Source organism: Pedobacter steynii (assembly GCF_001721645.1).
Classification (GTDB): Bacteria; Bacteroidota; Bacteroidia; order Sphingobacteriales; family Sphingobacteriaceae; genus Pedobacter; species Pedobacter steynii_A.
The window spans coordinates 2,348,014-2,373,344 of record NZ_CP017141.1 but is presented as its reverse complement, the minus strand read 5'-3'; the positions used below and the strand labels follow the sequence as shown (position 1 = coordinate 2,373,344).

The window sequence follows — 25,331 nt, the reverse complement described above, 5'->3', positions numbered from 1 at the left end:
TAAAATGTATATCTTATTACCTTACTTCAACAATATCAGCCAGCGGCTTACGCTCAGAAATCGCAACTTTAAAATCATCTTTCAAGTTCCCTACCGCCAAAAACATGATCGGCACACAGTCACTATCCATCTCCATTGATGCCTTAAAGGCTTCATATTGTTTCACGGCATAACTGGTATTCAGACAGCATACCCCCAACCCTTCTGCATGAAGCGCCAGCACAATAGACATGGCAAACATTCCTCCATCGATAAATACCTGGTTTCGTTCATAGGCAAAGAAAGAAGATAGCTTTCCAGTGATGACAATTAAGGAACTGATGTGTTCCCCAAATCCCCTGTTGCCATTTTGAACATTGAGCAGTCTTTTCTTCAGTTCCAGATTTGAATGTTCAATCACATAAACTTTCCAGGCCTGCCGGTTACACACGGAAGGGGTATATCTCGCAGTATCAATCGCATTTAAAATCAGCTGAGTAGCCACCGGTTCTTCCGAAAAATCCCGCACACTATGCCTGGATTTAAAAAAGCCAGCGTAATCAAAATTCAGGGTTTCTGTAATTTCAGTTCTTGGAATAATTTTAGTCCCTCCGGTTTTGATCTGAGCAGACTCGTCACACCGCTTCAGCAATTTTTCCAGCTTCCTTGATAAGTACTCAGGAATCTTTTGATAAGGGGCATCAAAATTCAGGTACTCCCTCAATGTAAATGCAGTGATAGAAGTCACTGAATCCATTCCATAGTTATTCAGATACTCTTCCACTACATCAGCCAAAGCAGAAATCCGCTCTGCACCAAATCCGGGACGGGGCTCCAGCAAGGCCAGCCCTTTTTCTACGGCATGGTATTCCTTGATGATATACGCCTGCATCATCTCTTTATTTTTCAATTTAAAAGAGGCCGATTCTCTATTGAACTTCCGGTAATCGTACACGTAATCCTTGATAATCGACAACTGTGTTTGCTTCGACCGATAGAACCTTTTAGCAGATTTCGGAACGATCTTTTTTAGGATACTTTTCATACTTAATACAGCTATACGTGATTAAATTGTTTTTTTGGATTCAGCTTACTGACCAGCTGATTCGTTATTTTATGAATGATTTCTTTCTCGTCATCACACAAGCCAAAGAGATAAATACTCATGATGAATACAGATACGCCAGCAACTCCGGTAAAGAGAAACCTCCATCCAAAATGAATATAAGTCACACTCAGATAGCAAGTCAGAATCAGCAGGCAAAGTGGAACAATCACTTTGAAAATCACATTAGAAAAATATAAGGAGATCGAGAGACCTGCTATATTTCTTAAAAAAAACAACCGCAATGTACACGCGATCAATTCTATAAAACAATAACCTATAAATACGGTATAAACCGGATACCCTAATTTTAACAATAGATAAGCGAGCGGCAAGGCCAGCAATAACACAGAACCCACTACCGCCTGATAAAGCTTTACCTTTCCCGTGGCCTGCACCGCCGACTGTAAGCCGATGGTTAACTGGTTAATTAACGTGGCACACAACATCAGGGAGCAAAAAGCCGCTGTATATTCCGGCACCTTATTCAGCCATAGATGAAGGATTGCATTCATCTCAAAAATGCATGGAACCGCCGCAAAGGCAAGCAGGAAGAAGCCAAATTTACTGCCAATCATAGACAGCCTGAGCATCTTTTCCCGATTCTCAGCACCCTCACTCTTCATGATCTGTGGATTGATTGCCCTTAACAGGGTCAAAGAAAAAAAGTTTAACTGAGCTGCCACCTGATTCGCAATTGCATAGGCCGCATTAACTACAGTTCCAAAAAAGACATTCAGCAAAATCGCTAAACCCTGTGCTCTTCCCAGTGCGCATAAAGAACCAAACAAGTTCCATCCTGCAAAAGAAGTCAGCTCTTTCATCATATCTTTATCTACAGAAAAGATTCCCTCCACCGTACAGTCTTCATATTTCCCAAAACAGTATACCGCATAAAGTAAAAAACTCGCGATACTGATTCCTGCCGTTAATAAGCCATAAACAGACAATTTATCCTGAGCCACAACATAGAGTATATAAGCAATTCCTAATTTCAACAGTGTCTCCACCACATTCACAATGGCTACCCATAACATATTTTCATGCGCAACCAGCGAACCCGTAAAAGGAACCGATACAATCGTAAAAAATACTGTAACCGACATAAAATGATAGATCAGTCTGGCCACTTCGATCCGCTCTGCAGGAATATTTAAAAAACCATTAAAAAGAAAAAGCCCTGAAATCTCCAGCACAACGACCATCAATAAACCAATACCAATATGTAAGAGCAAGCTGTTCGAAAACACCCGTTTTTGCATTTTCAGATCATTCTTCCCCTGATAGAAAGACAAAAACCTTTGGGTAGAGGTAGCCATCGCTGTATTTAGAAAAGATAACATCGCAATCACTCCCGCCACCAGGTTAAAAACCCCATAATCAACCGAGCCCAATGCATTTAATACCAGCCTTGTGGAATATAAAGAAATCCCCATTGTTATTAACATCCGGGCATACAATATGCCCGTGTTGATAACCACCTTATTTGCTGATTTCATTTGAAATTATTTATTTCGTTTAAACAGTTTGCTGAAAAAACCCGGTTCCTTACCATTCACTTCATAATTGCCATAACTGTATCCATAGCCATAACCTTTGGTAGCTTTAATGTCATTGATCACAATGCTTAAACCTTTCATCTTTTGACTTTTTGCCAAATCATCCACGATATTCACCTGCTGTTTCAGCGTATAATTTTGTCTAACCAGATACATACAGACATCTGCATAAGAAGCCAGTAACTGCGCATCGGTAACAATTCCCACAGGAGGCGCGTCAATAATGATATAATCAAATTGCTGCTTCAGTTCTGCCATTAGTATTTTTGTTCTCTCGCTTAAGAGCAATTCGGCAGGATTTGGTGGTATCGGTCCTGAACTCACCAGAAACAGATTCTCCTGAGGTTTCAGTTGCTTCACAATATCATCACTGGTCAATTCCGCATTGGTCACATAATTAGTAAAACCTATCGGGTTTGAAACTTCCAGTTTAGCCGAGAGACCCGGTTTGCGTAAATCCAGCTCCATTAACAATACCTTCTTGTTCGTCAATGCCAGGATCTGTCCCAGATTAATCGCTACAAACGATTTTCCTTCTCCGGACATACTGCTCGTTAGCAAGATCACTTTCTCATCAGCATTCTTTATGAAAAAAGAAAGATTGGTCCGCAATGCCCGAAATTGTTCTGATATCGCTGATCTGGAGCTGTTTGCCACCACCATGTTGTCATTACCCTCATCATGACTGATCTCCCCTATAATAGGAACCTGGGTAATCCTGGTCACATCTTCTTTGGTCTGAACTTTATCATTCAGTATATCTTTGACATACATCAATCCAAGAGGAATCACCAGACCGGCAACCATTCCAAATAAATAGACCACCATTCTTTTCGGGCTAAAAGGCTTCACTTCAGACTTGGGGGGGTCTATGGTTTTTGAGTTCGCGATATTAGACGTCTTAGAAATGGCGGTCTCTTCACTTTTCTGCATCAGAAAAATATAAAGCTCCTGTTTAATCTGTTGTTGTCTGGCCAGGTTTAAATAGTTTCGCTCCACCTTTGGAACATTCCTCACCTGCCCCTCAGCCTTTCTCATTTGATCATTGATCCGGTTTCTCGTAATGATAAAACCATCCAACGTAGTGGAAATATTGGATTCAATATCAGCTCTTGCATTGGCAATCTCTTTATCCATTAACTGGATTCCCGGATTCGCCTCCGTTACTCCAATCAATCGCCTTGCCCTTTCCAGAGTCAGGGTGTTGTATTTCTCTACTGCCCCATTGAAAACCAGATCTGCAGGAACGAGCGAACTAGGCAATACCCTTTTATTTTTGGCCTCATCACCTAAATAATCCTGTAAACTTTTTAGAATGCTGATCTGGGTCTCTATTTTACTGAGGTCGTTTACATATTGACCGGTAGTTTGCACCAATAATTTTGATTGCTCAGACATATCGGCCAGATTATTTTCCTGCTTAAAGTTCTGGATATTTCCTTCCAGGCCGCCCAATTCTCCGCCGATATAAGCCAGCCGGTTTTGAATAAACTTAACCGTACTATCAGCCACCTCATTTTTATCCATCAGGTTGGCCTGTACATATTTTTCAATAAGCTTACTTAATATGTCCTCTCCTTTTTTGGGGATTGCATGAGTTAAGCTCAGGTCAATAATCGTCACCTGCTTATTTTTAACCTCCACCGTAATCGCATCCATGAGCGCAATCACTTTCGAATCCACAGACATGATGTTAAAAGAATATTTCTCCTCCATTACCGGAACAGCAGGTCCTTTAATCACCTGCACCACGCCAACATATGGAATCGTAAAAGAGCGGTCCAGCGCAACCAGTGTATCAATTCCATCCGCACTTACAGCAACCTGATTATTCTTTAAAAAACTAACCTCCACATCCGTAGCCCTGATGGTATCTGCACCAGCAACCACCTTAATTTTATACGGAGATTCATAGAGTTCTACCTTTTTCAGTGTCCCTTTTCTGTAATAAGTGATGTTCAGATCCATATCCTTCACCACCTGTTCCATCAGGTATCTTGTTTTTAGGATTTCGGCCTCGTTATCAACCGTACTCTTTGTACCTAAAAGCCCTCCTAAATCTCCCAGAAGATCTCCGCCACCAGATAAACCAGCACCTTTCTTTTCATCATTTACCAATACTCTGGCAGAAATTTTATAGTTAGGTGTTTTATACCTTACGTATAGATTAGAAAATGCCAGACAGATAACTACAGATAAAGCAATCCAATACCAATTAGCCAGTACCCGCGACAGGATCTGTTTTAAATCCAGTCCTTCTATATCTTCTTGTGCCGTTTTATATTCTGAAATCGTGTTCTTCATTTAATATTGCATAGGTGTAAGCATGATACTATTTATTAAAGTCTTGAAAACAACACGATCAAGACTGAAAGTGCAGTTCCAATAACGGCGAAAGTTTGTGTTCTCGCCTGATTCAATGAGGCAGCTTTACCTTTATTAGGCTCCACATAGATCACATCATTTTGTTTTAGATAATAAAAGGGACTATTAAATACCTGAGAAGAGTTCAGGTCCAGCCTTGCAAACTCCTTCTTTCCATCTATATCTCTGATCAGCAGAATATTCTCTCTTTTTCCAAAAATCGTCAGGTCACCGGCCATACCCAGGGCATCTAAAAGACTTACCTTTTCGTTTGGCAGTACATAGGAAGCAGGTCTGGCAACCTCACCCAATACCGTAACTTTGAAATTTGCATACCGGACCTGCACATTGGGGTCTCTGTAAACCACAGATGCTTTACTTTTAATCAGCTCCCTTGCTTCATATGTCGTTAATCCGGCTACTTTCACCTTTCCAACTACAGAAATATCGATCTCTCCATTTTTATCCACCAGAAAACCACTTGTTGAAGAAACAGGACCAGAATTGGCCAGCTGAGCATTGGTACTCACACTCTGTCCGGCCAACTGATTAACCGGCATAGCAGTTGCAGGATCAATAGTTACGATAGAAATCGACAAAATATCATCAGTATGAATCGTCAACTCTTTAAACACGCCTGTTTTTGCAAACAAAGACCTGCCATCTGCATCAATATCCTGGAAATAGGGAACTTTTTTAGTAACAGAACAGGAACTTAACAGAAAAACAGAGAAAATAATTAAGCAATTCAGGTATTTTTTTGTTAACATTAATTTAATCATAGTAATTTCGATCTAAAAAATCCACCTAACCAGCAGAATTCCGTAAAAGCAAAACTAAATGATTTAAATTTCAGTACACCTAGCCAGAAATGGGTATTTAATTAAAAAAACAGTTCTTTGTTCTTAAAACCAACATGTCCAATCTTACTAAAAAGGCGTCCAGTTTGTATTTCCTGGCTTAATACCTGTAAATGTTTATCATGATGCAGGTCGGTACCCGCCAGGTCATAATAGTTCTTTTGCAGCAGGTACTCAGCCAGTTTCTTAACATCTTTACCATAATAGCCACACACCGACAACAGGTTTAACTGAAACAAAACTCCCATTTCTTTAAAACGATGGAAACGCTGGTGTTTTTCAAAATAGAAATTATAGCGTTCAGGATGAGCAAGAATCACTTTGTATCCTTTTACCTGAAGGTTAAAAATAACCTGCTCTATATTGGGCATTTCAGCCAGGTAAGACATCTCAATCAGCAGGTATTTATTGGGCAGACACATCAGGTCTTTGGAAACTTTAAAGGTATCATTGATCATGTACTCTGCTGCCGCTCCAATTTCTATGGATACCCCCGCCTCTTTCAAGGCCAGGCGTGTAATATCCAATGCAGCCCCTATCGTATCAGGTGTATTTGGATAGAGCTCAGAAAAAATATGAGGCGTACAAAGCAATTTCTGAAAGCCCAACTCATGCAACTTTTTTATAAAACCAACAGACTGTATACTGTCCGTTGCCCCGTCATCAATACCTGGCAATAAATGGGAATGCATATCCACTCCTAACCACTCCATATGGTCGACGTGCGTTCTTTTCTTAAAAAAGGAAAACATGATAAGATTTTTAAAGGATGTTGTTTAATATAAGTCCGCGGCTCATCGTAACGGGCTAAAGTTTGCTTTAACAAAAATACAATCGCGACAGTTTACATGCGCTATATTTTAAAATTTTATCCTAGAATTAAGGAAATATACCCAATAATAGGTATATCAGGAAGGTGATTTTTCTTATTTAACCGGCTTCATCTTCCGATTCAGCCACCACATTAGCGCCCAATAGGCCAACCAGAACACAGGTAAACTAAAGACTACGAGAAACACGTAACCATGTCTTCCCAACGCATTCCCGCCCAAACTCCAGTCTATTAAATCATAAGCAAGCAGAAAGCAAACATAAAATAATACAGGCACCAAAAATACCCCAATGGTCAATACCCAATTAAACCCAGTTTTCTCCGCTTGTCTTCGTCTTTTCAGCATCCTAAAATGAAGATAAAAGCCTCCTGAAAAACCAATTAAGGCTAAGCCAAAAGGGCCGATAGCCAGTAGTATTTTCGACAACACGGATAATTCAGGAATCACTTCAATTTTCAAATCCTGATCCGGAAGTTCATTTAGTATCCAGGAATATTTCTTTTGATCTCTTTCCGGTTCCCCAACGGAAGCACTTTCCAGAGAAAGCCCTTCCGGCAACTCAAGGGCAATTTTTATCGGCCCAAAGGACGACCAGTATTTAGAAGGGAATAAAGCATAATTAATATCCAGCTTTTTATAGAAACCATAAGTATTGTACCCTAAGGAAGCTGTATAGGCAACATGAATAATGTTCTTCCCCTTTTTCAATGGTGCCTCAAAATACACCAGGCCGTTCACGTCAACAATTTTCTCCTTATCCTTTTCATATAAAACACCTACCTGATCTCCTTTATAAGGCTTAATAAAAGGATATAACTGAGGGCTACCATTTTTTATTTTACCCTTCAGGTCTGCTACCTTCACGATAAGTCCGTTCACCTTAATCAAGGGCTGATCTGCTAAACCGACAGCGATAAATAATAAAGGCAACACCTGCGCCTGCCCCGAACTGACTTCATAATCAATCTCATATTGGGCATGATAATACTGTTCTCTATCACCTATATTTTCCTGAACAACTTTGATTTTAAGAAACTCTGCCGTAACCTTCAATTCCTTACCAAAGAATAAAAGTGAATGATCGGCACCTTCTTCATACGGTTTTGCCATGTTCGCAAACACAGCGATACTGATCAACAGGAAGAAAACCAACAACAGTTGCCTGATATACATACGCAGTTATTTCAAATCAATAGAAATCTTAATCCCTGCAATATATCGAAAACAGATAACTATACCCCTCCTTAAAAATAAAACACTGACAATCAACATCAGTATGGTTTTAGTGCCTAGGTTACTTTCTTGTAAGTACTTGTTCTGATTTTTTCTATTGTCTAGTTTTATAAAAAAAAGATGAAGCGAAGAACCTTTCTAAAACATAGCAGCCTGTTAGGGATCACGGCAGTAATCCCTTTTAAAAACTTCTTTTCTGATCCGGCTAAAAAAAGCTTTCATCGTTTTTCTCTTGGCGAACTGGAGTTAACAATTGTTACCGACGGACATATACCACTGAGCCCTGTACAACCTTTCTTTGCACCGATGATTGATTCAGCAACAGTCGCAACAGAACTGAAAAACAATTTCAGATCTGTCAAAGAAGTAGATTTAAGTATCAATGTATTGGTCATCAGAAAAAAAGACAAGATCATCCTTATCGATACCGGAACAGGAATTTCTGAAGGCAATGTATCCGGATGGCTACCTCAGTCGCTTGCAGATGCGGGGATCAGTCCTTCTCAGGTAACCGACATTGTGATCAGTCATGCTCACCCGGACCATATTGGCGGATTAATCAATAAAGATGGAGGATTAACTTTCAGCAATGCACAGGTCTACCTGTCAAAAATTGAAAATGAATTTTGGGCTGCTTCCCACCCTGACTTTTCAAAGAGTAAATTGAGTGATCAGATGATATCGTCCGTAGTCTCTGCCGCCCACAAAACTATTTCTGTTATAAAAGACAGACTTCATTTATTCAACGACAAGGACGTTTTGTTTGATTGCATCCGGCTACAGATCGCTCCCGGACATACCCCAGGGCATACCGTATGCACCGTTTTTTCTGGTGAAGAGGAATTGATAGACGTAGCAGACCTCGTACACTCTGATGTATTGGTCATCCCACATCCGGAATGGGGATTCTTTGGAGATACCGATTTTGATCTTGCCATAAAAACCAGGAGAGCCGTATTAGAACAAATCGCTGTAAAGAAGCAAAGAATTTTTGCCTATCACCTGCCATGGCCTGGCCTCGGACATGTCCGCAAAAAAGGCGATGCCTACGAATTGGTTCCTGAGGTATTTGTTTTACCAGACTAAGTTGTCAAGGGTTCTTTAACCCTTACAATTCTATTCCTCTATTGCCCTTAAATGTTTTTTCGTTAATATCCCTCAAACGACTATTTTTACAGCGAGGATATGCTTGCAAATTCCTCGTTTTCCCTGATAGGCAGTAAACCACTCACAGGTACAACGATCCCCCTGTTGATCCATCACTACTTTATGCTGCACGCCACTTCCTTTTACAGTCGCCTCAATATACCCCGGTTCTTTCCTTACAATCTGAACCTCTTCATTGTCAATCAGCTTTTTTGCATTCTTTAATCTTGGATTTAAACTCAGAATCCGCTCCGTTTTAAATGGCAACTGTCTGTAAAAATGATTACGTCCCATCAGATCGTAACCCAATAACCCGATAGAAGACAAGCCTGCGGTCAGCTGATCCATGGTTCCAAAATCTATATCATGCGCTATGGACAATAAAGTAGGATCAAAAGTCTCATTGGATTTCAACAAACTATTCAGTCCATACACCCACTCCACCGGTACATTTTCGGTCATATGCTCCAGGGCTTTTCCCTCGCCTGAAAATCCACGGTAAGCATCCGGGGAAAAGGCCATCAGCAATTGCATTTTACCAAATTCGCAGACCATTGCACAGGTTTGTTTATCCGCTGACTCATAAATAAATACCTTCTCTGCTATCGCAAGCACTCCTTCCAGCAAACGCAGCCGGTGTATTCCTCCGATTCGTAATCCATCTGCAGTCATCAGTGTAGAAAACATAAACTTACCTGCCCTTTTAGTGATAAAGAAATCTCCTTTTACACTTCCTTTTGGTAAGGTTTGAAAAAGCTGAATGGTCTGAATCTTATTCAGTTCAAACTTCAGATCCATGTCTGCCAGATACAATTGTACGCTCGTCAATCCTTTTATCCAGCGCATTGGCAGCGTCACCTTCTTTTCTGTCACCTTAGTTTTAGCCGTAATGACCTGTACATCCTGTTGCCCTACCGCCAGGGTTACCTTTTCATTTTTCTGAATGCTATTCAGGGCATTCAGCATAGGATCATTAAAATCTACATTGGTCGTTCCACTCGCAATAAATTCACCGTCTATGGATTCGGGTTTCATATCCAGTCTGACATACACCCCATTGCAAGACGAAAAACCTTCAAACCGGATTCGTTCTGTTCCAGCCGAAACAATAGGGTCACGCAAACTCGGAGGTACCGGTCCAAAGCTGGAACGGACCACTTTAGCAATTGTACTCCAGCATTTTGCCGTCACATAGGGATCTGTCAGCGTGCCCCAGAAAAAACAAGGAATATTATTTACGGCTTCGATTTCTGTCTGGTGTGCCAGGACAAGGCTGTTTACCCCTTTAACCTTAGTATACGTCGAAACACCACTATAATGATATTGTAAATCTGTCATGCTCTTCTATTTTAAAATTTGCTTTATCAAAGCTTTCAACGAAGCATTATCTTTTAATTTCTCAAACAAAGCCACCGCATTTGCAGAAGGTTGCTGATTGGTTTTATAAAGTACATCAATATAATGTTCCACCATTTTTTTGAAGTTAACCGGTATCTTATCCTGAATATCCAGATCTTTAAATATCCCTTCCAGCAACTGTAAAAATGCCGAATTGTGTAGAGGAGAAACATCTTTCAGCATGCTCATACTTTCAATCAGTCTTAAAAAAGGTCCATATTTATTCGTAGCCAGGAAAGCCAGCTTTTCCGAGAAAAGGACAAGATCTATGGCATGTCTCTCTACCAGGTTAATCAGAATTTCCCCTGCCATCAGGCGGGTCTCCTTTTTATTCTGAAAGAAAGTACAGGCAAATACCAGCGTACTGACCTTGGAAAACAAAAATCCCTTTCGGTTAACCACATCTAAAAATCCTTTCAATCCATCTCCCCCACCATCAGAAGTGAGACAGGACGAGCGCAAAAGGAAATAAGCAAGTGCATCCGAATTCTGCGGCATCAGGCTATCCCAGAAATACACATTACCTTCCTGGCCCATCATGTAATCCCAGCTATTTTTACGACCAAACAAGTCTAAACCATATAAGAAATAATCAGGCATATTTTTATATCCCGGAACAAGGAAATTCAACTCATACCAGGAAGGGGTACGTTCTTTTTGCTTTGTCTGGTAATTCACAAATTCATTCCAGCGCTCTTCGAATGTAATAATGGGATTAAATGGCGAAACCACCATTGGAATCTCTTTAAGATACGTTTCTTCAAACTCAGGAAAAGTATCTTCAGGATAATACGTCCTTGCTGCAACTGCCCATACGGCTTTAAAATGGTCTTCAGCCACCACATTTATTTTGGACAGGAGTTTATTCAGGACAGAGCCCGTTTTAAATGTAATCTCTTTGGTTTTTCCCAGACAAAATGCCATCAGTTCTTTCAGTTCTCCATTCAACTCTTCCAGCAAAGGAATTGCCTCTTCAACATTTTCTCTTGGCATTCTGCTGATGGCGATGCTCAGATCCAGTTTATCAATTTCTTCTCCTGCTTTCTGATAAGCGACCAGTCTTTCCATCAACACTTTAGGGGCTACCCAATACGGCAGATGTGAAGGAAATGACAACATGGGCAGCAACGTTTTGCTGTTCATTCTTTTCTGCACCGCATTAAGCAAAGGTTTGACCAGCAATAACGTTTTTACTTTTTGATACGGGACATCCTGTACCTTAAATTCAATATCATAATTATGAATCTTTTGCTGCAGGAAAACACTGATATAGGATTTATATACGCTTTCAAAGTATTTCTTTTCTAACTGCTTACCATAAGGCTGAAGCTGCGCTGTATAATCTTCGGGAAAGAGCTGTTTTTGGGTAATATAAGTGTTTAGCAGTACTTCCCCATCTATCACCTCATCAGAAGCAATAAACTTCCCGAATAAAAACACAATATCATTCCAGTCCTTGGGAAGCCCAATCTCCTGCAATAACACCTTCTCTTTTTTTGGCTCGTAATGATAAGTTTCCGTTTCTTCCTGATCAATTAGCAAAGTATCTTCAGTTAGCAAAGAACTTAGGCTCGCTCTCACGTTTCCCTGCATCAGGCTAACGTATGAAGATAACTTTTCACTCAGGTGCTGATCTTTTCCGGAGGCGATTTTCAGAAGTAGCTTAGTCGCCCTCTCCTGTATATTTAAATCCGGAACTACATAAACATCTGCCAGCAAAGCGGTAATTCTTTCATTGAACTTAGGATGTTGTCTATTCAGTTTCTCTAAAACAGGGAATGCAGTTTTAATTGCAGTTTTATTATCCGTCGCCATCATCACCGGCTCCATCCAATCCAGGAAGGAATTTATGCTAAACTTCTTTTCTTCATAGATCTTCTTAATCAGTTCCATTGCAAAATTAACAACCGGTGCATAAGGATAATGCAGACAGGCAAAGATGCTTTCCTGTAGCGGTAACAACTCATCCGCAAGCGGATTCAGCTCAGCCAGCCTTTTGCGAAAAAAAGATTTGAGGTTGTTATTCCAGTCCTTAGACTGGATTAAGATCGCCTCTTCAATAAAGGTTTTCCGCTTTAGTTTACCTTCGTCCAGCAATGTATCAAAAATGATCTCCCAGATATTATGGGCATCATATGGTTCTTTATCATGATCTCTGAAATGTCCGTTTTGAAGTTCAGTTTCATAATTAAATAATTCAGGTACATCACGTTCATAAGCCACCTGATCATTAACAATATAGTCAATAAACTTTCTGCTTTTGATTTTCCCTGTCCACTCATTAAAAGAAGCCAGACTTAAAGCATATAACTCCGGCTGATGTTGGATCAATGATTCCTTTTCCAAAGCACGTAAAGACAGGTAATCAAACCTTCTCCAATTGTCTCTTTTTGCCTTATCCAATAAAAATCCCTCCAGCCATTCCGGTTTCGACCAGTGTAACACTTCCAGAATCACCGGCTCATCAGCTCTTTTCAATAATTCAAAAGCATCATCCCATGGGGTGATATCCGTCTTGTTAAACAACGCGATAGCACTTAGGCTAATGATATCATTTTGCAGCTGATCTCCTCTTGTACCCCATTGGGAATTGTGTTTTTTAAATTGAGGTTCTTTGCTAAGGTCAACAAAGTCCATCCAATAACGCTTGCTTTTCCTGATGTGCTTTTTTAGAACTTCGACATTTCCTTTGGCATATTCCTTTAAAAAGGGCAACAGCGCCCTTAGGTTTTTAGATTTAATAATGGCATCGTAAGCATCAAAAACAACCTGTATATCCGTACCGGAACTTTTGGCAGATCTGGATACGGGGTTACTGATTACTACCTCTCCATCCTCCGAATACCCTTTCTTAACTTTTTCATTAAGTAATTTCTCTGCTACTTTTAAACATGCTTCATTGCTTTCAAATGATTTGGACTGCGAAGTCCCGCTGGTGCCGTTTCTTCCATAAGTAACCGTATAGGTAGCATCCGTCACTTCAATCTGCCAGAATTTATCTGAAGTACCGTCAATATATTTAAGGTGTTTTTTCATTCCTTTTGCCTGCGTCTTTTATAAATAGGATTTATTTCTTAACGATTATATTCTCGTATTTACTTCATATTCCACCTGTAAATCTCTGCATAAAATTTCTTTTATATTAAAAATTCGACACAATTAATGCGATTCTTTTTTATCCGGATGATGAAGATAAACATCCTGCTGAGGAAATGGTATGGCAATTCCGTTCTCCTTAAAGGCATCTACTATAGCCACAATGAGATCACTTTTGGTCACGTTAGCCTCTCCGATATGTTTGGTCCAGAAATAGACCTTTAGCTCAATCGAACTACTCCCTAACTGCTCAAACTGGACAACCGGGGCAGGGTTCTTACTAATTCGAGGTTCATTGCCTAAAATACCAGTCAATAACTGCCGGGACTTTTCAAGATCTGAATCATAGGAAATACCGATCAGGATAGATACCCGTTTACGATTTCCTCCAAGCGACCAATTGATCAGATGAGCATTCAGCAAATCGCCATTCGGCATCACCACATCCGCACCATCCCAGTTAGAGATCACGCTGCTTCTAAATCCAATAGATTTCATCTTTCCCCCCTGACCATCAACATCTACGATATCTCCTACATTCACCGGCTTTTCAAATGCAATAATCAGCCCACTCACCAGGTTGTTCACCAAAGTTTGCAAGCCAAAGCCAATACCTACCCCCAATGCCCCTAAAACAATGGTAATCCGGTCTACCGGGATTCCTGCCGCCGCAATGGCCAGAAACAAGCCAATGCAGAGAATGGAAATACGAACCAGCAATAACCAGCTCCCTATTCCCTGCCGTTCCTGTTTATTCTCCTTTCCGGAAGCAAGATGACCATCGGAAGCAAAAAAGGAAACAACCTTAGATACAATCACCGAAATGAGCATAATCGCAAGAAACAGCACCAAATTATAAATACTAAAAGTATAACCACCCAATGTGCGCTCCTGACTAAAAAAGTTCTGAAGTGGTTCAGACAGGTACTCAAATGCAGGAAAATTACGGCCAAATAACACCGCCCATCCCACAACAAGCAAGACATAAAATAGCGGCGGGGCTTTTTTACCTACCCGCTCAAAGTTGAGATAAAAGAGCTTTCTATCTTGTCCGGAATAGACATTAAAAGCCAGGAACAGCCCCTCATTAATTAAACGTACTGTCCAAAGAAAAAGAATCGCAATAACCACATTCAAAAAACCACTGATAAACAACGTCTTCGCCAGATTATACCGGCCAAACAGGTTTGCTATGATGGCAGCAAATTCCAGTACAACCATAAAAGCGATGGACCAGATGATCCATTTTTCCCGTAGTTTTTCCCGGCGGCCTTTTATTAAGGTCATCAATCCTACCATAAACCCAATCATAGAAACGATCAGCATAAACCAGCGTTCAATTCTAGAGGCTTGCAAAACCAGATTAGCTACCGCAGTAACTGCAAAAAACAAAACCATGATCAACCATACCCGCATCCAGTATCGGTTCACATATTTATTGAAGATGATGGTCAGGCAAGCACAAGACACTAACCAGAAGATCACATTCAAAATAAAGGGCGGTGATAGAAAAAAGAACTGAAACAAGCTAAGCACAAGCAATGTAGCAGACAACAAGGGGTACCGCAATACCAGTTGGCCCTCAAAATCAGATTTCAGCAAGTCAGCCTCTATATAAATATTTCTAAGCGACCGCAGGTAAACAAAAGAAGTGAGTATCAATAAAACCAATATTATTAATTTACCAGAGTTATTTTTAGCGTAAAAACTAAGCGTCAATAATCCTTTGGTTGCTGAAAATTCAAGTATCTCTCCAAATGGGCGGTAATAAGCAGGAGGTGCCCAGATGTTATCAAATTCTCTTTTATAGGTATTGCCTGCCATATCTTTCTGGTAAGACTCGATCTCTTCTAAACTGCTTTGCAATTTAAAAACCGTCATATTAACCTGATTGAGCAGGGATTGAATATTATTTCCCGCCAATTTAAGAGAGGAATCCACCGGACTTGTTTCATAAGCCACCACCCGAATCTTCTGAAGGTACTTCATCAGCGTAGTCGAGTCTGTTGGAAATTTAAATAATGCAGGTACACTCAGTAACGAATCCAGTTGGTAACGAAAGTTATTCAATTCCTGTTGCCGGGTATCCAGCTTCAATTTCCGTGCATGGGCAATATTGACCAGTTCCGACAATATTTTTGAGGTAGCTGTTAAATTACGGAATGTTTGTGCAGAACCCTTATTGGTAAAAACACCGTCTCCTGCAACAACAAAATCGTCCTCTATCTCCTTAAGCTCCAGCTTTGTGCCGGGTGTATCCAGATTCCCCTTGAGGTAGATCTTTGCCTTTTGCATCGTTCGCCTGATCTCATCAAATGTTTTGATCTGACTAATTGCTGCCTTATCTGCTTCAAACTCAGCTGTACTTTTCTTTGAAGCCTGTTTTGCAAAGGCCTGCATCCTGGCCACAAAGTTCAATTTTAAGCTGTCTTTTATAGATGATCCGCTAAGCGTATCTTTCTTTTGAGCATATAAATTCGTCAAACAAAAAAGGCTTAACAAAAGAAAGCAGCTGATTTTTTTGAAGAGCATAGGTTAGGAATTGATACCCAATAATACGTAAAAAACATTTAATTTTTAATTCCCCATCTGGGCTATCCCATATTTCAGAACTGGTATATTTAGCATCCATATCCTTAAGTTAATTTTGTGACCAACAAAAAATCTTATAAAGATCTAAGAAATGAAAACACGAATTAACATTGAAAAAACAGAGCCAGCAGGATATAAAGCCATTCTAGGATTAGAAAAATTCATTGAAAGCACCCCGCTCACCAGAACACATAAAGAGTTGATTAAAATCAGGGCCTCACAAATAAACGGATGTGCTTTCTGTATTGATATGCATACTAAAGAAGCCCGTAAAGCTGGCGAAACAGAACAACGTATTTATGCCCTGAATGCCTGGCGCGATACCCCATTTTTTTCTGAAGAAGAGCAAGCCATACTGGCCCTTACTGAAGAAGTGACTTTAATCAGTAATCATGTGGCAGACGAAACCTACGAGCAAGCGGTTAAAGTACTCGGCGAGACCTATCTTGCACAAGTTATCTTAGCAATTATTACCATTAATGCATGGAACAGAATCGGCATCTCAACCAAACTGATGCCGGTCTAAAACTACCACTACAAAACCATTAATAAAATTAAAGCCCTTCATAAAAGGGCTTTAATTTTATAGATCAGACCAATTCCGTCTCTATCAGCTCTATTACGTTTTGATGAGCTGCCTCTATAGACTTTTTAAATTTCTCCGCATCAAATGATTCTCCGTTAATCGCAATCACATGAATATTACTGATCCCTATGATATTAAACACCGTCTTTAAATAATCGGTCTGAAAGTTTATATGTTCGTTATATCCTCCTTTTTCATATCCCTGCGCCCCTCTGGAAAGTAATAGAAATAATGTCTTATCTTCAAGAAGACCTATATATGGATTCTGCATATTGTCCGGATTACGCTTCCAGGTTTCATTAACCCTAACCACCTGATCGATATAAGCTTTAAGCGCACTGGGAATCGACCAGTTGTACATTGGGGAACCAAGCACAATCACATCCGCTTCTTTTAATTCGGAAATGTAAACATCGCTTATTTTTAAAGCTTCGATTTCTTCTTCAGACCTGGCCCCTTCCGGCTTGAAAGCCGCAGCAATCCAATTTTCGTTGATATGAGGCACATCCGCGTTTCCCAGTTCACGAAACCGGATCACCGGATCCACATGCATACGCTTCCAATGGTCAACAAATGCTTCTGTAAGTCTTCTGCTATGGGATCTAAGTGTTCTTGCGCTTGAATTAATGACTAATACTTTCTTCATTTTAATAATTTTAGACAAAAATAAGGGGTGCTTGGATTATATTTACATACCAATTTTCATAAATACTACAGCCCAGATGTTACCCTACAAATCATTAATTCAGGTGGATCGGAGTTCCTCTGTAACACTTTATATTCAGGTCTGCAATATGTTCATCTCCTTGATTACCGATGGCACCCTACAACCATCCGATCTGTTGCCAAGTTCCCGTACACTTGCAGATTTGATTGGGATTAACAGAAACACCGTAAAACTGGCCTACGAAGAATTGATCAGTCAGGGTTGGGCTGAATCCATTGAACGCAAAGGTGTCTTTGTACTTTCCAGTCTACCCATACTTTCCAAGAAAAAACTACCCGAAACCAATAAAACTACCGATCCTCAGGAGGCTTTCCTATGGACCAATCATTTTAAAAATTCTGCCCCGAGCAAAAATCTTCAGAAAACGGTACTCACCATAGACGATGGTTTTCCCGATGTGCGGTTGGCACCAATAGATCAGCTCATGAGGGAATACCGAAGCATTTCCAGAAAATTCTACGGAAAAAGCTTTCTAAAATATGGAAGCTCCAAGGGATCAGAACACCTTCGTACCTCTATTTGCAATTACCTTTCCAATACCAGAGGGCTCGTTATTTCTCCTGAAAACATACTCATTACAAAAGGCAGTCAGATGGGAATCTATTTAGCGGCACAGCTACTGCTCCATCCTTCTGATCATATTGCCGTTGGCCTTTCCAACTACAGTTCTGCTGATCAGACTTTCAAACATTCCGGTGCCAATCTGCTGCGCATCCCTATCGATGACAACGGAATGGATATTGATTATCTGGAAGACTGCCTGGCACATAAAAAAATAAAAGCAGTGTATATCATTCCCCATCATCACTGTCCAACCACCGTAACCATGAGTATGGAGAGAAGGTTAAAACTTTTAAAACTTGCAAAAGAACATCGTTTTGCCATTATCGAAGACGATTATGACTTTGACTTTCATTACGACAATAAGCCTTACCTGCCTCTGGCAAGTATTGACCACAATCAGAACGTGATTTATATCGGCTCGGTTACCAAAACCTTTGCCCCTGCCTTACGGATCGGATTTATGACCGGGCCTCCGTCATTTATTGAAGCCGCAGCCTCTTTAAGAGAACTGATAGACCGGCAAGGAGATACCGTACTCGAGGAGGCATTTGCCCTCATGTTTGATAATGGTGAAATGGACCGGTATTTCCGAAAATCATTAAAAATCTATAAACAACGCAGAGATTTGTTTTGTGAGCTGCTCAAATCTGAATTTAGTGAAGAAATCACCTTCAAAATACCAGAAGGAGGTCTTGCAGTATGGTCAAACTTTGAGGAAAAGATCGATCTGATTAAAATGTCTGGAGAGGCGCTAAAAAAAGGGCTTTTTATCGATGATGGGGTCTTTTATAAGAACGAATCTTTTTCCAGCAATGGAATAAGAATGGGCTTTGCATCACTGGAAGAAAAGGAGATGATCAAAGCGTTTGAGATCCTGAAAATGATCATTCGTTAACCATGCTGGGCCAGTTCTTATTTTCTGACTGGTCTGTTTAGCATCCCTGTCATTGCCCTAATTTTATAGAAAATTTAAAAATATGGACAATACCTATCAGGTTAAAATAATCAGGACAGATCTTGAGATCCAGCAATGTTGGGACGTTGCCTTTTTGTTAAGGCCACATTTGAATAAGAATAATTGGTCTTCCATGATTTCAGAGATGATGCAGAACGAAAAATACAGCATCGCCGGAATTATGGATCAGGACAAAGTTGTTGCCTTTGCCGGATACCGCGTCATGACTTCATTACATAGCGGCAACATCATCTATATCGATGACCTCTGCACCCTGGAATCTTACAGAGGCAAAGGCCTGGCCTCTCAACTGCTCGCCCACGTGAAAGCTATCGCCACATCAACTCATCTCGATGCCGTAGTACTAGATACCGGCTTCGATAACAATACTGCGCAAAAATTGTATTTAAAGAACGGGTTTCAACTGTCCGCAGTTCACCTTAGCTGTTATTTAAGACAGTTATAATTCTTACTGAAAGAGGGTGCTTAAAGCACCCTCCTTTTTAAAGCATTGCCACTTTCGCTACTTCACCAGACTCTTTTAATTTCCTGTTTTAATACTGGTTCCATGAGCAGCTTCAGAAACCTCTTTCCAATCCTCAAAGCTGGCTAAACGTTCTTCATAAGCTGCCTTTACTGCCGGATAGGCAAATGCCCCCAGCAATAATCTTAACGGTGGCTGAGCTGCGTCTACTAATTTCAGAATTGCTTCCGCTGTGGCTTCTGGTTGTCCAAAAAAACCAGGCGTAGATGCCGCCTGTTGAAAAGCTTCTTTTACCGGATTATAGATCTCCATGCTCTCTGTTTGAAATGCAGAGTCCCCAGACCAGCTGGTTGCATAACCATTAGGCTCCAGCAGGGAAACATTGATACCAAAAGCTTTCACTTCCGAAGCAAGTGTTTCCGTTAAACCTTCCACAGCAAACTTAGAAGCATTGTAAATCCCCAATACCGGAACCGTTATCAAGCCCAGATAGCTTGACACCTGAATAATGTGACCGCTCTTTTGAGCGCGCATCACCGGTAATACCGCCTGTGTTAACCAAAGTACGCCAAAGAAATTAGTCTCCATCTGATCCCTGGCCTCCTGTTCAGAGGTCTCTTCAACAGTTCCAAATAACCCATATCCGGCATTATTAATCAACACATCAATTCTTCCAAAATGATCCTTTGCAACATTCACCGCTGCAAAACAGGCTTCGCGGTCATTAACATCCAACTGAATCGGCAATACCCGATCTCCATATTCATTTACAAGATCCTGGATTGCGGCCAGGTTTCTTCCTGTTGCCACTACGCGATCACCACGTTTTAAAAATGCTTCCGCCCAGATTTTTCCAAATCCCCTGGAGGCCCCTGTTATTAAAATTACTTTTGACATTGTTTCTGTTTTTAGTTTTTATGATTCAATAAATATAAAATAGACCAATCGGTCTTTATTTAAGCAAAAAAAATTATATTAAATAAGTCTCAAATTCATGCTGGATAGCATTGATTATAATGCGCATTTGGTCATTACTTTCCAACACCCTTCCACACAGTATCGCTCCTTCAATCATGGCAAAAACCTTGATGCTAAAATTCTTTGGGTCCAGGTCTGAGGATATTTCGTTCTTTTCAATCCCATCCGCGAGGATATCAAAAAATCTTTTCTGAGCGGCGCGGATTACCTTCTTTACATTTTCTTTCATAGCAGGATGGGTATCATCAGCCTCCACACCAAAGTTCAGAATAGGACAGCCGCCTTCAGTTTTAACCCCTTTATAGGCATTCAATAGATTAGAAAATTTCTCTTTTGCATTCTGACCAAGTAATACTGCCCTGTCCAATTGCTGAGCCAGCGTTTCTGTCAGGTATAAAAATGACTCCGCACAGATCTCATCTTTACTTTCGAAATTTCCATAAATACCACCTTTCGCCAATTTTGTTGCCTCCATGATATCACTTAAAGAAGTCCCCGCCATTCCTTTTTTATTAATGATAGGTGCCGATTGTTCAATAATAAATCTTCTGGTCCGTTCTGCTTTATTCATGATTTGAGTATTTGACCATGCAAAAATAAACCATTCGGTCTATTTCCACAAGCTATTCTTTAATATTTTACATTTTAACCACTTTATCCACCACAAACAAAACATACTCAATTTGTCCAATTCTGAAATTTGAATTGTCATCCTCAAAAACAACATAAATTTTAAGAATCAGCACATGAAAATTGTAGTCATCGGAGGCACCGGCCTCATCGGAACAAAACTGGTAAAAACCTTAAGCGAAGCAGGTCATGAAGTATTGGCTGCCTCGCCGGGTACAGGAGTTAACGCCATTACAGGCGAAGGGCTTAATGAAGCTTTAAAAGGAGCTGAGGTTGTAGTCGACGTATCTAACTCTCCTTCATTCGAACAAAATGCAGTATTGGAATTCTTCGAAACTTCAGGACGAAACCTTGCCGTTGCAGAACTAATCGCAGGCGTAAAACACCATGTTGCCCTGTCAGTTGTCGGTACAGATCGTCCAAATGCAAACACCTATTTCCAGGCAAAGCTGGCGCAGGAAAAATTGATAAAAGAATCCGGAATTCCCTATTCCATCCTTCACGCTACACAATTTTTTGAATTTGTGGGAGGCATTGCACAATCCGGAATTCAGGGAGATGAAATCCATGTATCCCCTGCCCTGTTCCAACCCATCGCCTCAGACGATGTTGTTGCCGCACTTGCCGATATCACCCTTGGCTCAGCATTGAATGGAACAACAGAAGTTGCTGGTCCTGAAAAGATTGCTTTGGATGAAATCGTCAGACAATACCTCAAACTTAAAAATGATAACCGCAAGGTGGTGGCAGATGTACACGCTCCATATTTCGGTGCAGAAATCAACGATCAGTCACTTACTCCGGGAGATCATCCCCGTCTAGGCCAGGAAACTTATGCAGAATGGATTCGCAAGCCAGGTAATCTGAGATAATAATAAACCAAAATAAAAGCGTTGTTTAGTGTTAAACAACGCTTTTATCATTATAAGCCTAATTCCTGGATGTGCCTGCTAATTGTTAGCTTGTCTGCGTTCGAAATGGCCATCGCTAATGCCTGTTTATAATGTTGTAAAGCCAACTCATTATCGATATCCGTATATAAGTTACCGAGCAACGAATAGTAAAAATGATTATCCGTAAGTTTCAGCTTTTCGGCCTCAGCAATCGCAGCTGGTTTTCCATTAACTTTCGCCAGCGCGAAAGTCCTGTTTAAAGCTACAATGGGCGAATATTCTACAATCAGCAGGTTATTGTAAAGCTGAAGAATTTGTGTCCATTTTTCCAGTGTATCCTCTTTATGGGTATGCCAGTAAGCAATACCTGCCTCCAGATGATACTTGCTAAACTGATTACCTGCAGCAGATAAGCCCAAATAATATTTACCCTGATCAATAAGCGCTCCGTTCCAAAGGCTTTCATCCTGATCCTGATATAAAATAGTTTCCCCATTCTGACCGGAACGGGCATCAAACCTCGAGGCGTGGAAACACATCAGAGAAAGCAAAGCATTAACTTTTGGAAGATTCGTGATCTCATGGGCAGTCAGTAAATGTACCAGTCGCATTGCCTCCGTACAAAAGTCTCTTCGAAGCGTGATATTCTGAGCTGTCGAATAGTACCCCTCCGAAAATAGCAGGTACAGAGTCGTCAGAACGTTATCCATCCGCAGATTGATCTCGTTCATACTCGGTTGTTTAATACTGATGTTCAATTCTTTCAACTTCTCTTTCGCCCGGTTAAGCCTTTTATACACCACCTCTTTATTGGTCAGATAAGCATCAGCAATCTCCTGAATGCCAAAACCGCAAAGCAAGTTAAGCGCCAGCGCCACCTGCGATTCAGTAGATATCTGCGGATTGCAAACGGTAAAGATCATCGCAAGCTGACTGTCTCCAATATTCTTGACTGATAAATCAAGTTCAAATTCCTCAGTATTAGCCGTGTGGTACTGAATCTCCGGACTTAGTTTTTGCTGGAACAGCGAATCTCTTTTTAAATAGTTTTTAGTTTTGTTCTTCGCAACGGTATACAGCCATGCCGTTGGGTTTTCCGGCACTCCTTTGGTGCTCCATAACTCCGTCGCAGCAAGGAAAGTATCACTCACAATATCTTCCGCGATCTCAATATGTGCCATACCAAACAAACGACAGAGTACCGAAACGATTTTTCGATACTCCGTCCTGAATAAATTCGGAATCAGTTCCTGCTCCTTCATTTTAAACAAATTATCCCTCAGGTTCTGTAGCCATCCTTATTTCTACATTTCCACCGAGTTCAAGGATAGGACAACCCTGGGCAATCTCTGCCGCATCTTCATAACTTTCTGCCTTGATGATCACCAATCCACCTATAGACTCTTTAATTTCTACAAAGGGTCCGTTAATCACATGTTTATCAGATTTTACCACTTTACCGGCAATATCCCAACGCTGTAAGGGTCTCGCCAATTTATTCTGGGCAGCAATCCCGCCGAACCAATTTTGCCAGGCACTAATCGAATTTTGTAATTCTTCCGGGGAAGGCTGTGCTTCCTTATTTGTAAAATCTCTTCTGAAAATCAATAAAAAATCATTCATATATTTTTGTTTTAGGGTGATGCCAGTAATATAAAAAAACGAAATGATTAGCCAAACATACCAACTTTATAAGTTCCCGGTACATTTGGAAAGGAAAGATTAAGACGGTTCCAGGTATTGATCGTCGTTACCACCATGGTCAGGTCAATCAGCTCCAGTTCTGAAAAATGGTCTTTTACCACCTGATAAACTTCATCCGGCACATGGGCTGCAGTAACCGCTTCGGCCCACTCAAACGCGGCTCTTTCTTTTTCGGTATAATAAGGTGCTTCTCTCCAGGCACTCAGACCATACAAACGTTGTTCAGTTTCTCCCTTCGCCCTTGCATCCTTGTAATGCATGTCCAGGCAATAGGCACATTGGTTGATTTGGGATACCCTGAATTCTATCAGGTGCATGAGTTCCACACTTAAAGTCGATTGTTTCAGGTAACCTGACATTTCAAAAAGTGGTTTTAATGCGTTTTGTCCTTTTGCGAAGATGTTTATTCTCTTTTCCATTTTGTTATAATTTTTGATTTTATAACCCTAAGACAAACGGACTTTTAGAATTGGACAATTTATTTTATTTTTTTTCTGATTTTTTTTAAACGGAAACCTTTTCCCCTTCTTAAATGTTGAGCTAGCACCTCAATACTTCAAAATTTAAACCTTAAATATAACCCTACATGGATAATCAAACTCACGAACTGATCAATGCTTCCAGAGCAGGTAATGTTGACCAAATCATCGGATTATTACAAAACAACGCCAATGTAAACGAGCAGGACGAGAAAGGCTATACTCCCCTGATTATTGCGGCATATAATAATCGTTATGATGCTGCAAAAACGCTAATCGAGGCCGGTGCAGATGTCAATGCTAAAGATCTGGGCGGCAACACTGCGCTCATGGGAGTTTCATTTAAAGGTTACCCTGATATTGCCGAAATGCTCATTGCCCATGGTGCAGACCTGAACCTTCAACATGGAAACGGTGGAACAGCCCTGATGTTTGCGGCTATGTTTGGAAGGAATGAGCTGGTCAGACTTCTTCTACAACACGGAGCAGATAAGACGCTACTTGATTCAAGAGGTTTATCAGTGTTTGACCTCGCCGCACAGCAAGGAAATGAAACCGCAATTGAACTATTAGAACAGGATCGGTAAATAGTCCGGCCTGCTCTTCCATACCGAGCTAAAATTAAATAAATGAAACCTTCCCTGAAGTAAGCTGTTATTTTAATACATCAACACTTATTAACATGGAAAACAACACAGTAAACATCGAAGTGCTCAATGACCTTATTGAAATTAACAATGACAGGATCGTTGGATACCAAAAAGCAACTGAAGAACTCAAGACAGAAGACAATGACCTAAGGTCCTTATTTGCCGAAATGATTGTTCTTAGTCAGAATAATAAATCGGACTTAACCAAAGAAGTTCAGGTTTTGGGAGCAGAACCAGAGTCAGGAACTACCAATTCGGGTAAGATTTACCGGGCCTGGATGGATATAAAAGCTGTATTTACAGGCCATGATCGCGAAACAGTACTCGAAAATTGTGAGTTTGGAGAAGATGCCGCAAAACGTGCTTATAAAATGGCCCTGGAAACAGAAGGTTTAGCTGGTCATCTTGTAGCGCTAATCTCCAGTCAGCAAACTGCTCAAAAAGCAGCCCACGACCAGATTAAAGCAATCAGAGACCAAGTTGCCAAATAGTTGGGCATTCTTTAAAGAAGAATCT

Annotated in this window: 22 protein-coding genes; 7 read left to right on the top strand and 15 right to left on the bottom strand. The window is 40.6% G+C overall.

Annotated elements, in window-relative coordinates:
• Positions 1-16 precede the first annotated feature (16 nt).
• The 6 genes from BFS30_RS09765 to BFS30_RS09740 all read right to left on the bottom strand — a co-directional run bounded on the left by BFS30_RS09765 (position 17) and on the right by BFS30_RS09740 (position 7,873).
• A complete protein-coding gene (locus tag BFS30_RS09765; RefSeq protein WP_069379120.1) occupies positions 17-1,024 on the bottom strand; it encodes a nitroreductase family protein in 1,008 nt (335 codons plus the stop codon).
• An 11-nt stretch (positions 1,025-1,035) separates the two neighbouring features.
• Positions 1,036-2,583 carry an MATE family efflux transporter gene (locus tag BFS30_RS09760; RefSeq protein ID WP_069379119.1) on the bottom strand — a complete coding sequence of 516 codons (1,548 nt, stop codon included), beginning with the start codon at positions 2,581-2,583 and terminating at the stop codon, positions 1,036-1,038.
• A 6-nt stretch (positions 2,584-2,589) separates the two neighbouring features.
• On the bottom strand, positions 2,590-4,947 hold the full coding sequence (locus BFS30_RS09755) for a GumC family protein (RefSeq protein WP_069379118.1): 2,358 nt from the start codon (positions 4,945-4,947) through the stop codon (positions 2,590-2,592).
• Between the two features lie 35 nt (positions 4,948-4,982).
• Complete coding sequence (locus BFS30_RS09750; RefSeq protein ID WP_237028733.1) at positions 4,983-5,777, bottom strand: polysaccharide biosynthesis/export family protein; 795 nt, start codon at positions 5,775-5,777, stop codon at positions 4,983-4,985.
• Between the two features lie 113 nt (positions 5,778-5,890).
• Positions 5,891-6,619, bottom strand: a complete 729-nt coding sequence (locus BFS30_RS09745; protein WP_069379116.1) for a tyrosine-protein phosphatase — start codon at positions 6,617-6,619, stop codon at positions 5,891-5,893.
• A 174-nt stretch (positions 6,620-6,793) separates the two neighbouring features.
• Positions 6,794-7,873: a hypothetical protein gene (locus tag BFS30_RS09740; protein ID WP_069379115.1), complete on the bottom strand. Its 1,080-nt coding sequence runs from the start codon at positions 7,871-7,873 to the stop codon at positions 6,794-6,796.
• Positions 7,874-8,053: 180 nt separating this feature from the next.
• Here BFS30_RS09740 and BFS30_RS09735 point away from each other — a divergent pair, with 180 nt between their 5' ends.
• Positions 8,054-9,019 carry an MBL fold metallo-hydrolase gene (locus tag BFS30_RS09735; RefSeq protein ID WP_069379114.1) on the top strand — a complete coding sequence of 322 codons (966 nt, stop codon included), beginning with the start codon at positions 8,054-8,056 and terminating at the stop codon, positions 9,017-9,019.
• A 72-nt stretch (positions 9,020-9,091) separates the two neighbouring features.
• On the opposite strand, the gene BFS30_RS09730 is transcribed toward BFS30_RS09735, so the two are convergent.
• From BFS30_RS09730 to BFS30_RS09720, 3 genes are all read right to left on the bottom strand, one after another.
• On the bottom strand, positions 9,092-10,417 hold the full coding sequence (locus BFS30_RS09730) for an SWIM zinc finger family protein (RefSeq protein ID WP_069379113.1): 1,326 nt from the start codon (positions 10,415-10,417) through the stop codon (positions 9,092-9,094).
• 6 nt (positions 10,418-10,423) lie between these two features.
• Complete coding sequence (locus BFS30_RS09725) at positions 10,424-13,513, bottom strand: DUF6493 family protein (RefSeq protein ID WP_069379112.1); 3,090 nt, start codon at positions 13,511-13,513, stop codon at positions 10,424-10,426.
• Positions 13,514-13,636: 123 nt separating this feature from the next.
• Positions 13,637-16,057 (bottom strand): mechanosensitive ion channel family protein, encoded by a 2,421-nt coding sequence (locus BFS30_RS09720; protein ID WP_237028732.1) that lies wholly within the window; start codon positions 16,055-16,057, stop codon positions 13,637-13,639.
• Positions 16,058-16,256: 199 nt separating this feature from the next.
• On the opposite strand from BFS30_RS09720, the gene BFS30_RS09715 reads away from it, so the two are divergent.
• The gene (locus BFS30_RS09715) at positions 16,257-16,691 is read left to right on the top strand and encodes a carboxymuconolactone decarboxylase family protein (protein ID WP_069379110.1); all 435 of its coding nucleotides are present in this window, start codon (positions 16,257-16,259) and stop codon (positions 16,689-16,691) included.
• Between the two features lie 64 nt (positions 16,692-16,755).
• On the opposite strand, the gene BFS30_RS09710 is transcribed toward BFS30_RS09715, so the two are convergent.
• Entirely contained in the window at positions 16,756-17,397 is a 642-nt protein-coding gene (locus BFS30_RS09710) for an FMN-dependent NADH-azoreductase (RefSeq protein WP_069379109.1), read from the bottom strand.
• Positions 17,398-17,473: 76 nt separating this feature from the next.
• Between BFS30_RS09710 and BFS30_RS09705 the strand changes: the two genes are divergently transcribed.
• Positions 17,474-18,937: a PLP-dependent aminotransferase family protein gene (locus tag BFS30_RS09705; RefSeq protein ID WP_069379108.1), complete on the top strand. Its 1,464-nt coding sequence runs from the start codon at positions 17,474-17,476 to the stop codon at positions 18,935-18,937.
• Between the two features lie 82 nt (positions 18,938-19,019).
• The gene (locus BFS30_RS09700; RefSeq protein ID WP_069379107.1) at positions 19,020-19,463 is read left to right on the top strand and encodes a GNAT family N-acetyltransferase; all 444 of its coding nucleotides are present in this window, start codon (positions 19,020-19,022) and stop codon (positions 19,461-19,463) included.
• A gap of 75 nt (positions 19,464-19,538) precedes the next feature.
• Here the strand turns inward: BFS30_RS09700 and BFS30_RS09695 are convergent, their stop codons facing one another.
• Both BFS30_RS09695 and BFS30_RS09690 read right to left on the bottom strand, forming a co-directional pair.
• Positions 19,539-20,378 (bottom strand): SDR family NAD(P)-dependent oxidoreductase, encoded by an 840-nt coding sequence (locus BFS30_RS09695; RefSeq protein WP_069379106.1) that lies wholly within the window; start codon positions 20,376-20,378, stop codon positions 19,539-19,541.
• 73 nt (positions 20,379-20,451) lie between these two features.
• Entirely contained in the window at positions 20,452-21,030 is a 579-nt protein-coding gene (locus BFS30_RS09690; RefSeq protein WP_069379105.1) for a TetR/AcrR family transcriptional regulator, read from the bottom strand.
• Positions 21,031-21,205: 175 nt separating this feature from the next.
• Here BFS30_RS09690 and BFS30_RS09685 point away from each other — a divergent pair, with 175 nt between their 5' ends.
• A complete protein-coding gene (locus BFS30_RS09685) occupies positions 21,206-21,961 on the top strand; it encodes an SDR family oxidoreductase (RefSeq protein WP_069379104.1) in 756 nt (251 codons plus the stop codon).
• A gap of 50 nt (positions 21,962-22,011) precedes the next feature.
• On the opposite strand, the gene BFS30_RS09680 is transcribed toward BFS30_RS09685, so the two are convergent.
• From BFS30_RS09680 to BFS30_RS09670, 3 genes are read right to left on the bottom strand one after another with little or no spacing between them, the layout of a single operon-like run.
• A complete protein-coding gene (locus BFS30_RS09680) occupies positions 22,012-23,244 on the bottom strand; it encodes an RNA polymerase sigma factor (protein WP_069379103.1) in 1,233 nt (410 codons plus the stop codon).
• Positions 23,245-23,254: 10 nt separating this feature from the next.
• Positions 23,255-23,605 carry a YciI family protein gene (locus BFS30_RS09675; protein WP_069379102.1) on the bottom strand — a complete coding sequence of 117 codons (351 nt, stop codon included), beginning with the start codon at positions 23,603-23,605 and terminating at the stop codon, positions 23,255-23,257.
• A 47-nt stretch (positions 23,606-23,652) separates the two neighbouring features.
• Positions 23,653-24,105, bottom strand: coding sequence for a carboxymuconolactone decarboxylase family protein (locus BFS30_RS09670; protein ID WP_069379101.1), 453 nt, complete (start codon positions 24,103-24,105; stop codon positions 23,653-23,655).
• A 167-nt stretch (positions 24,106-24,272) separates the two neighbouring features.
• Between BFS30_RS09670 and BFS30_RS09665 the strand changes: the two genes are divergently transcribed.
• The gene (locus BFS30_RS09665; RefSeq protein ID WP_069379100.1) at positions 24,273-24,752 is read left to right on the top strand and encodes an ankyrin repeat domain-containing protein; all 480 of its coding nucleotides are present in this window, start codon (positions 24,273-24,275) and stop codon (positions 24,750-24,752) included.
• A gap of 95 nt (positions 24,753-24,847) precedes the next feature.
• Complete coding sequence (locus BFS30_RS09660) at positions 24,848-25,306, top strand: ferritin-like domain-containing protein (RefSeq protein ID WP_069379099.1); 459 nt, start codon at positions 24,848-24,850, stop codon at positions 25,304-25,306.
• Positions 25,307-25,331 lie beyond the last annotated feature (25 nt).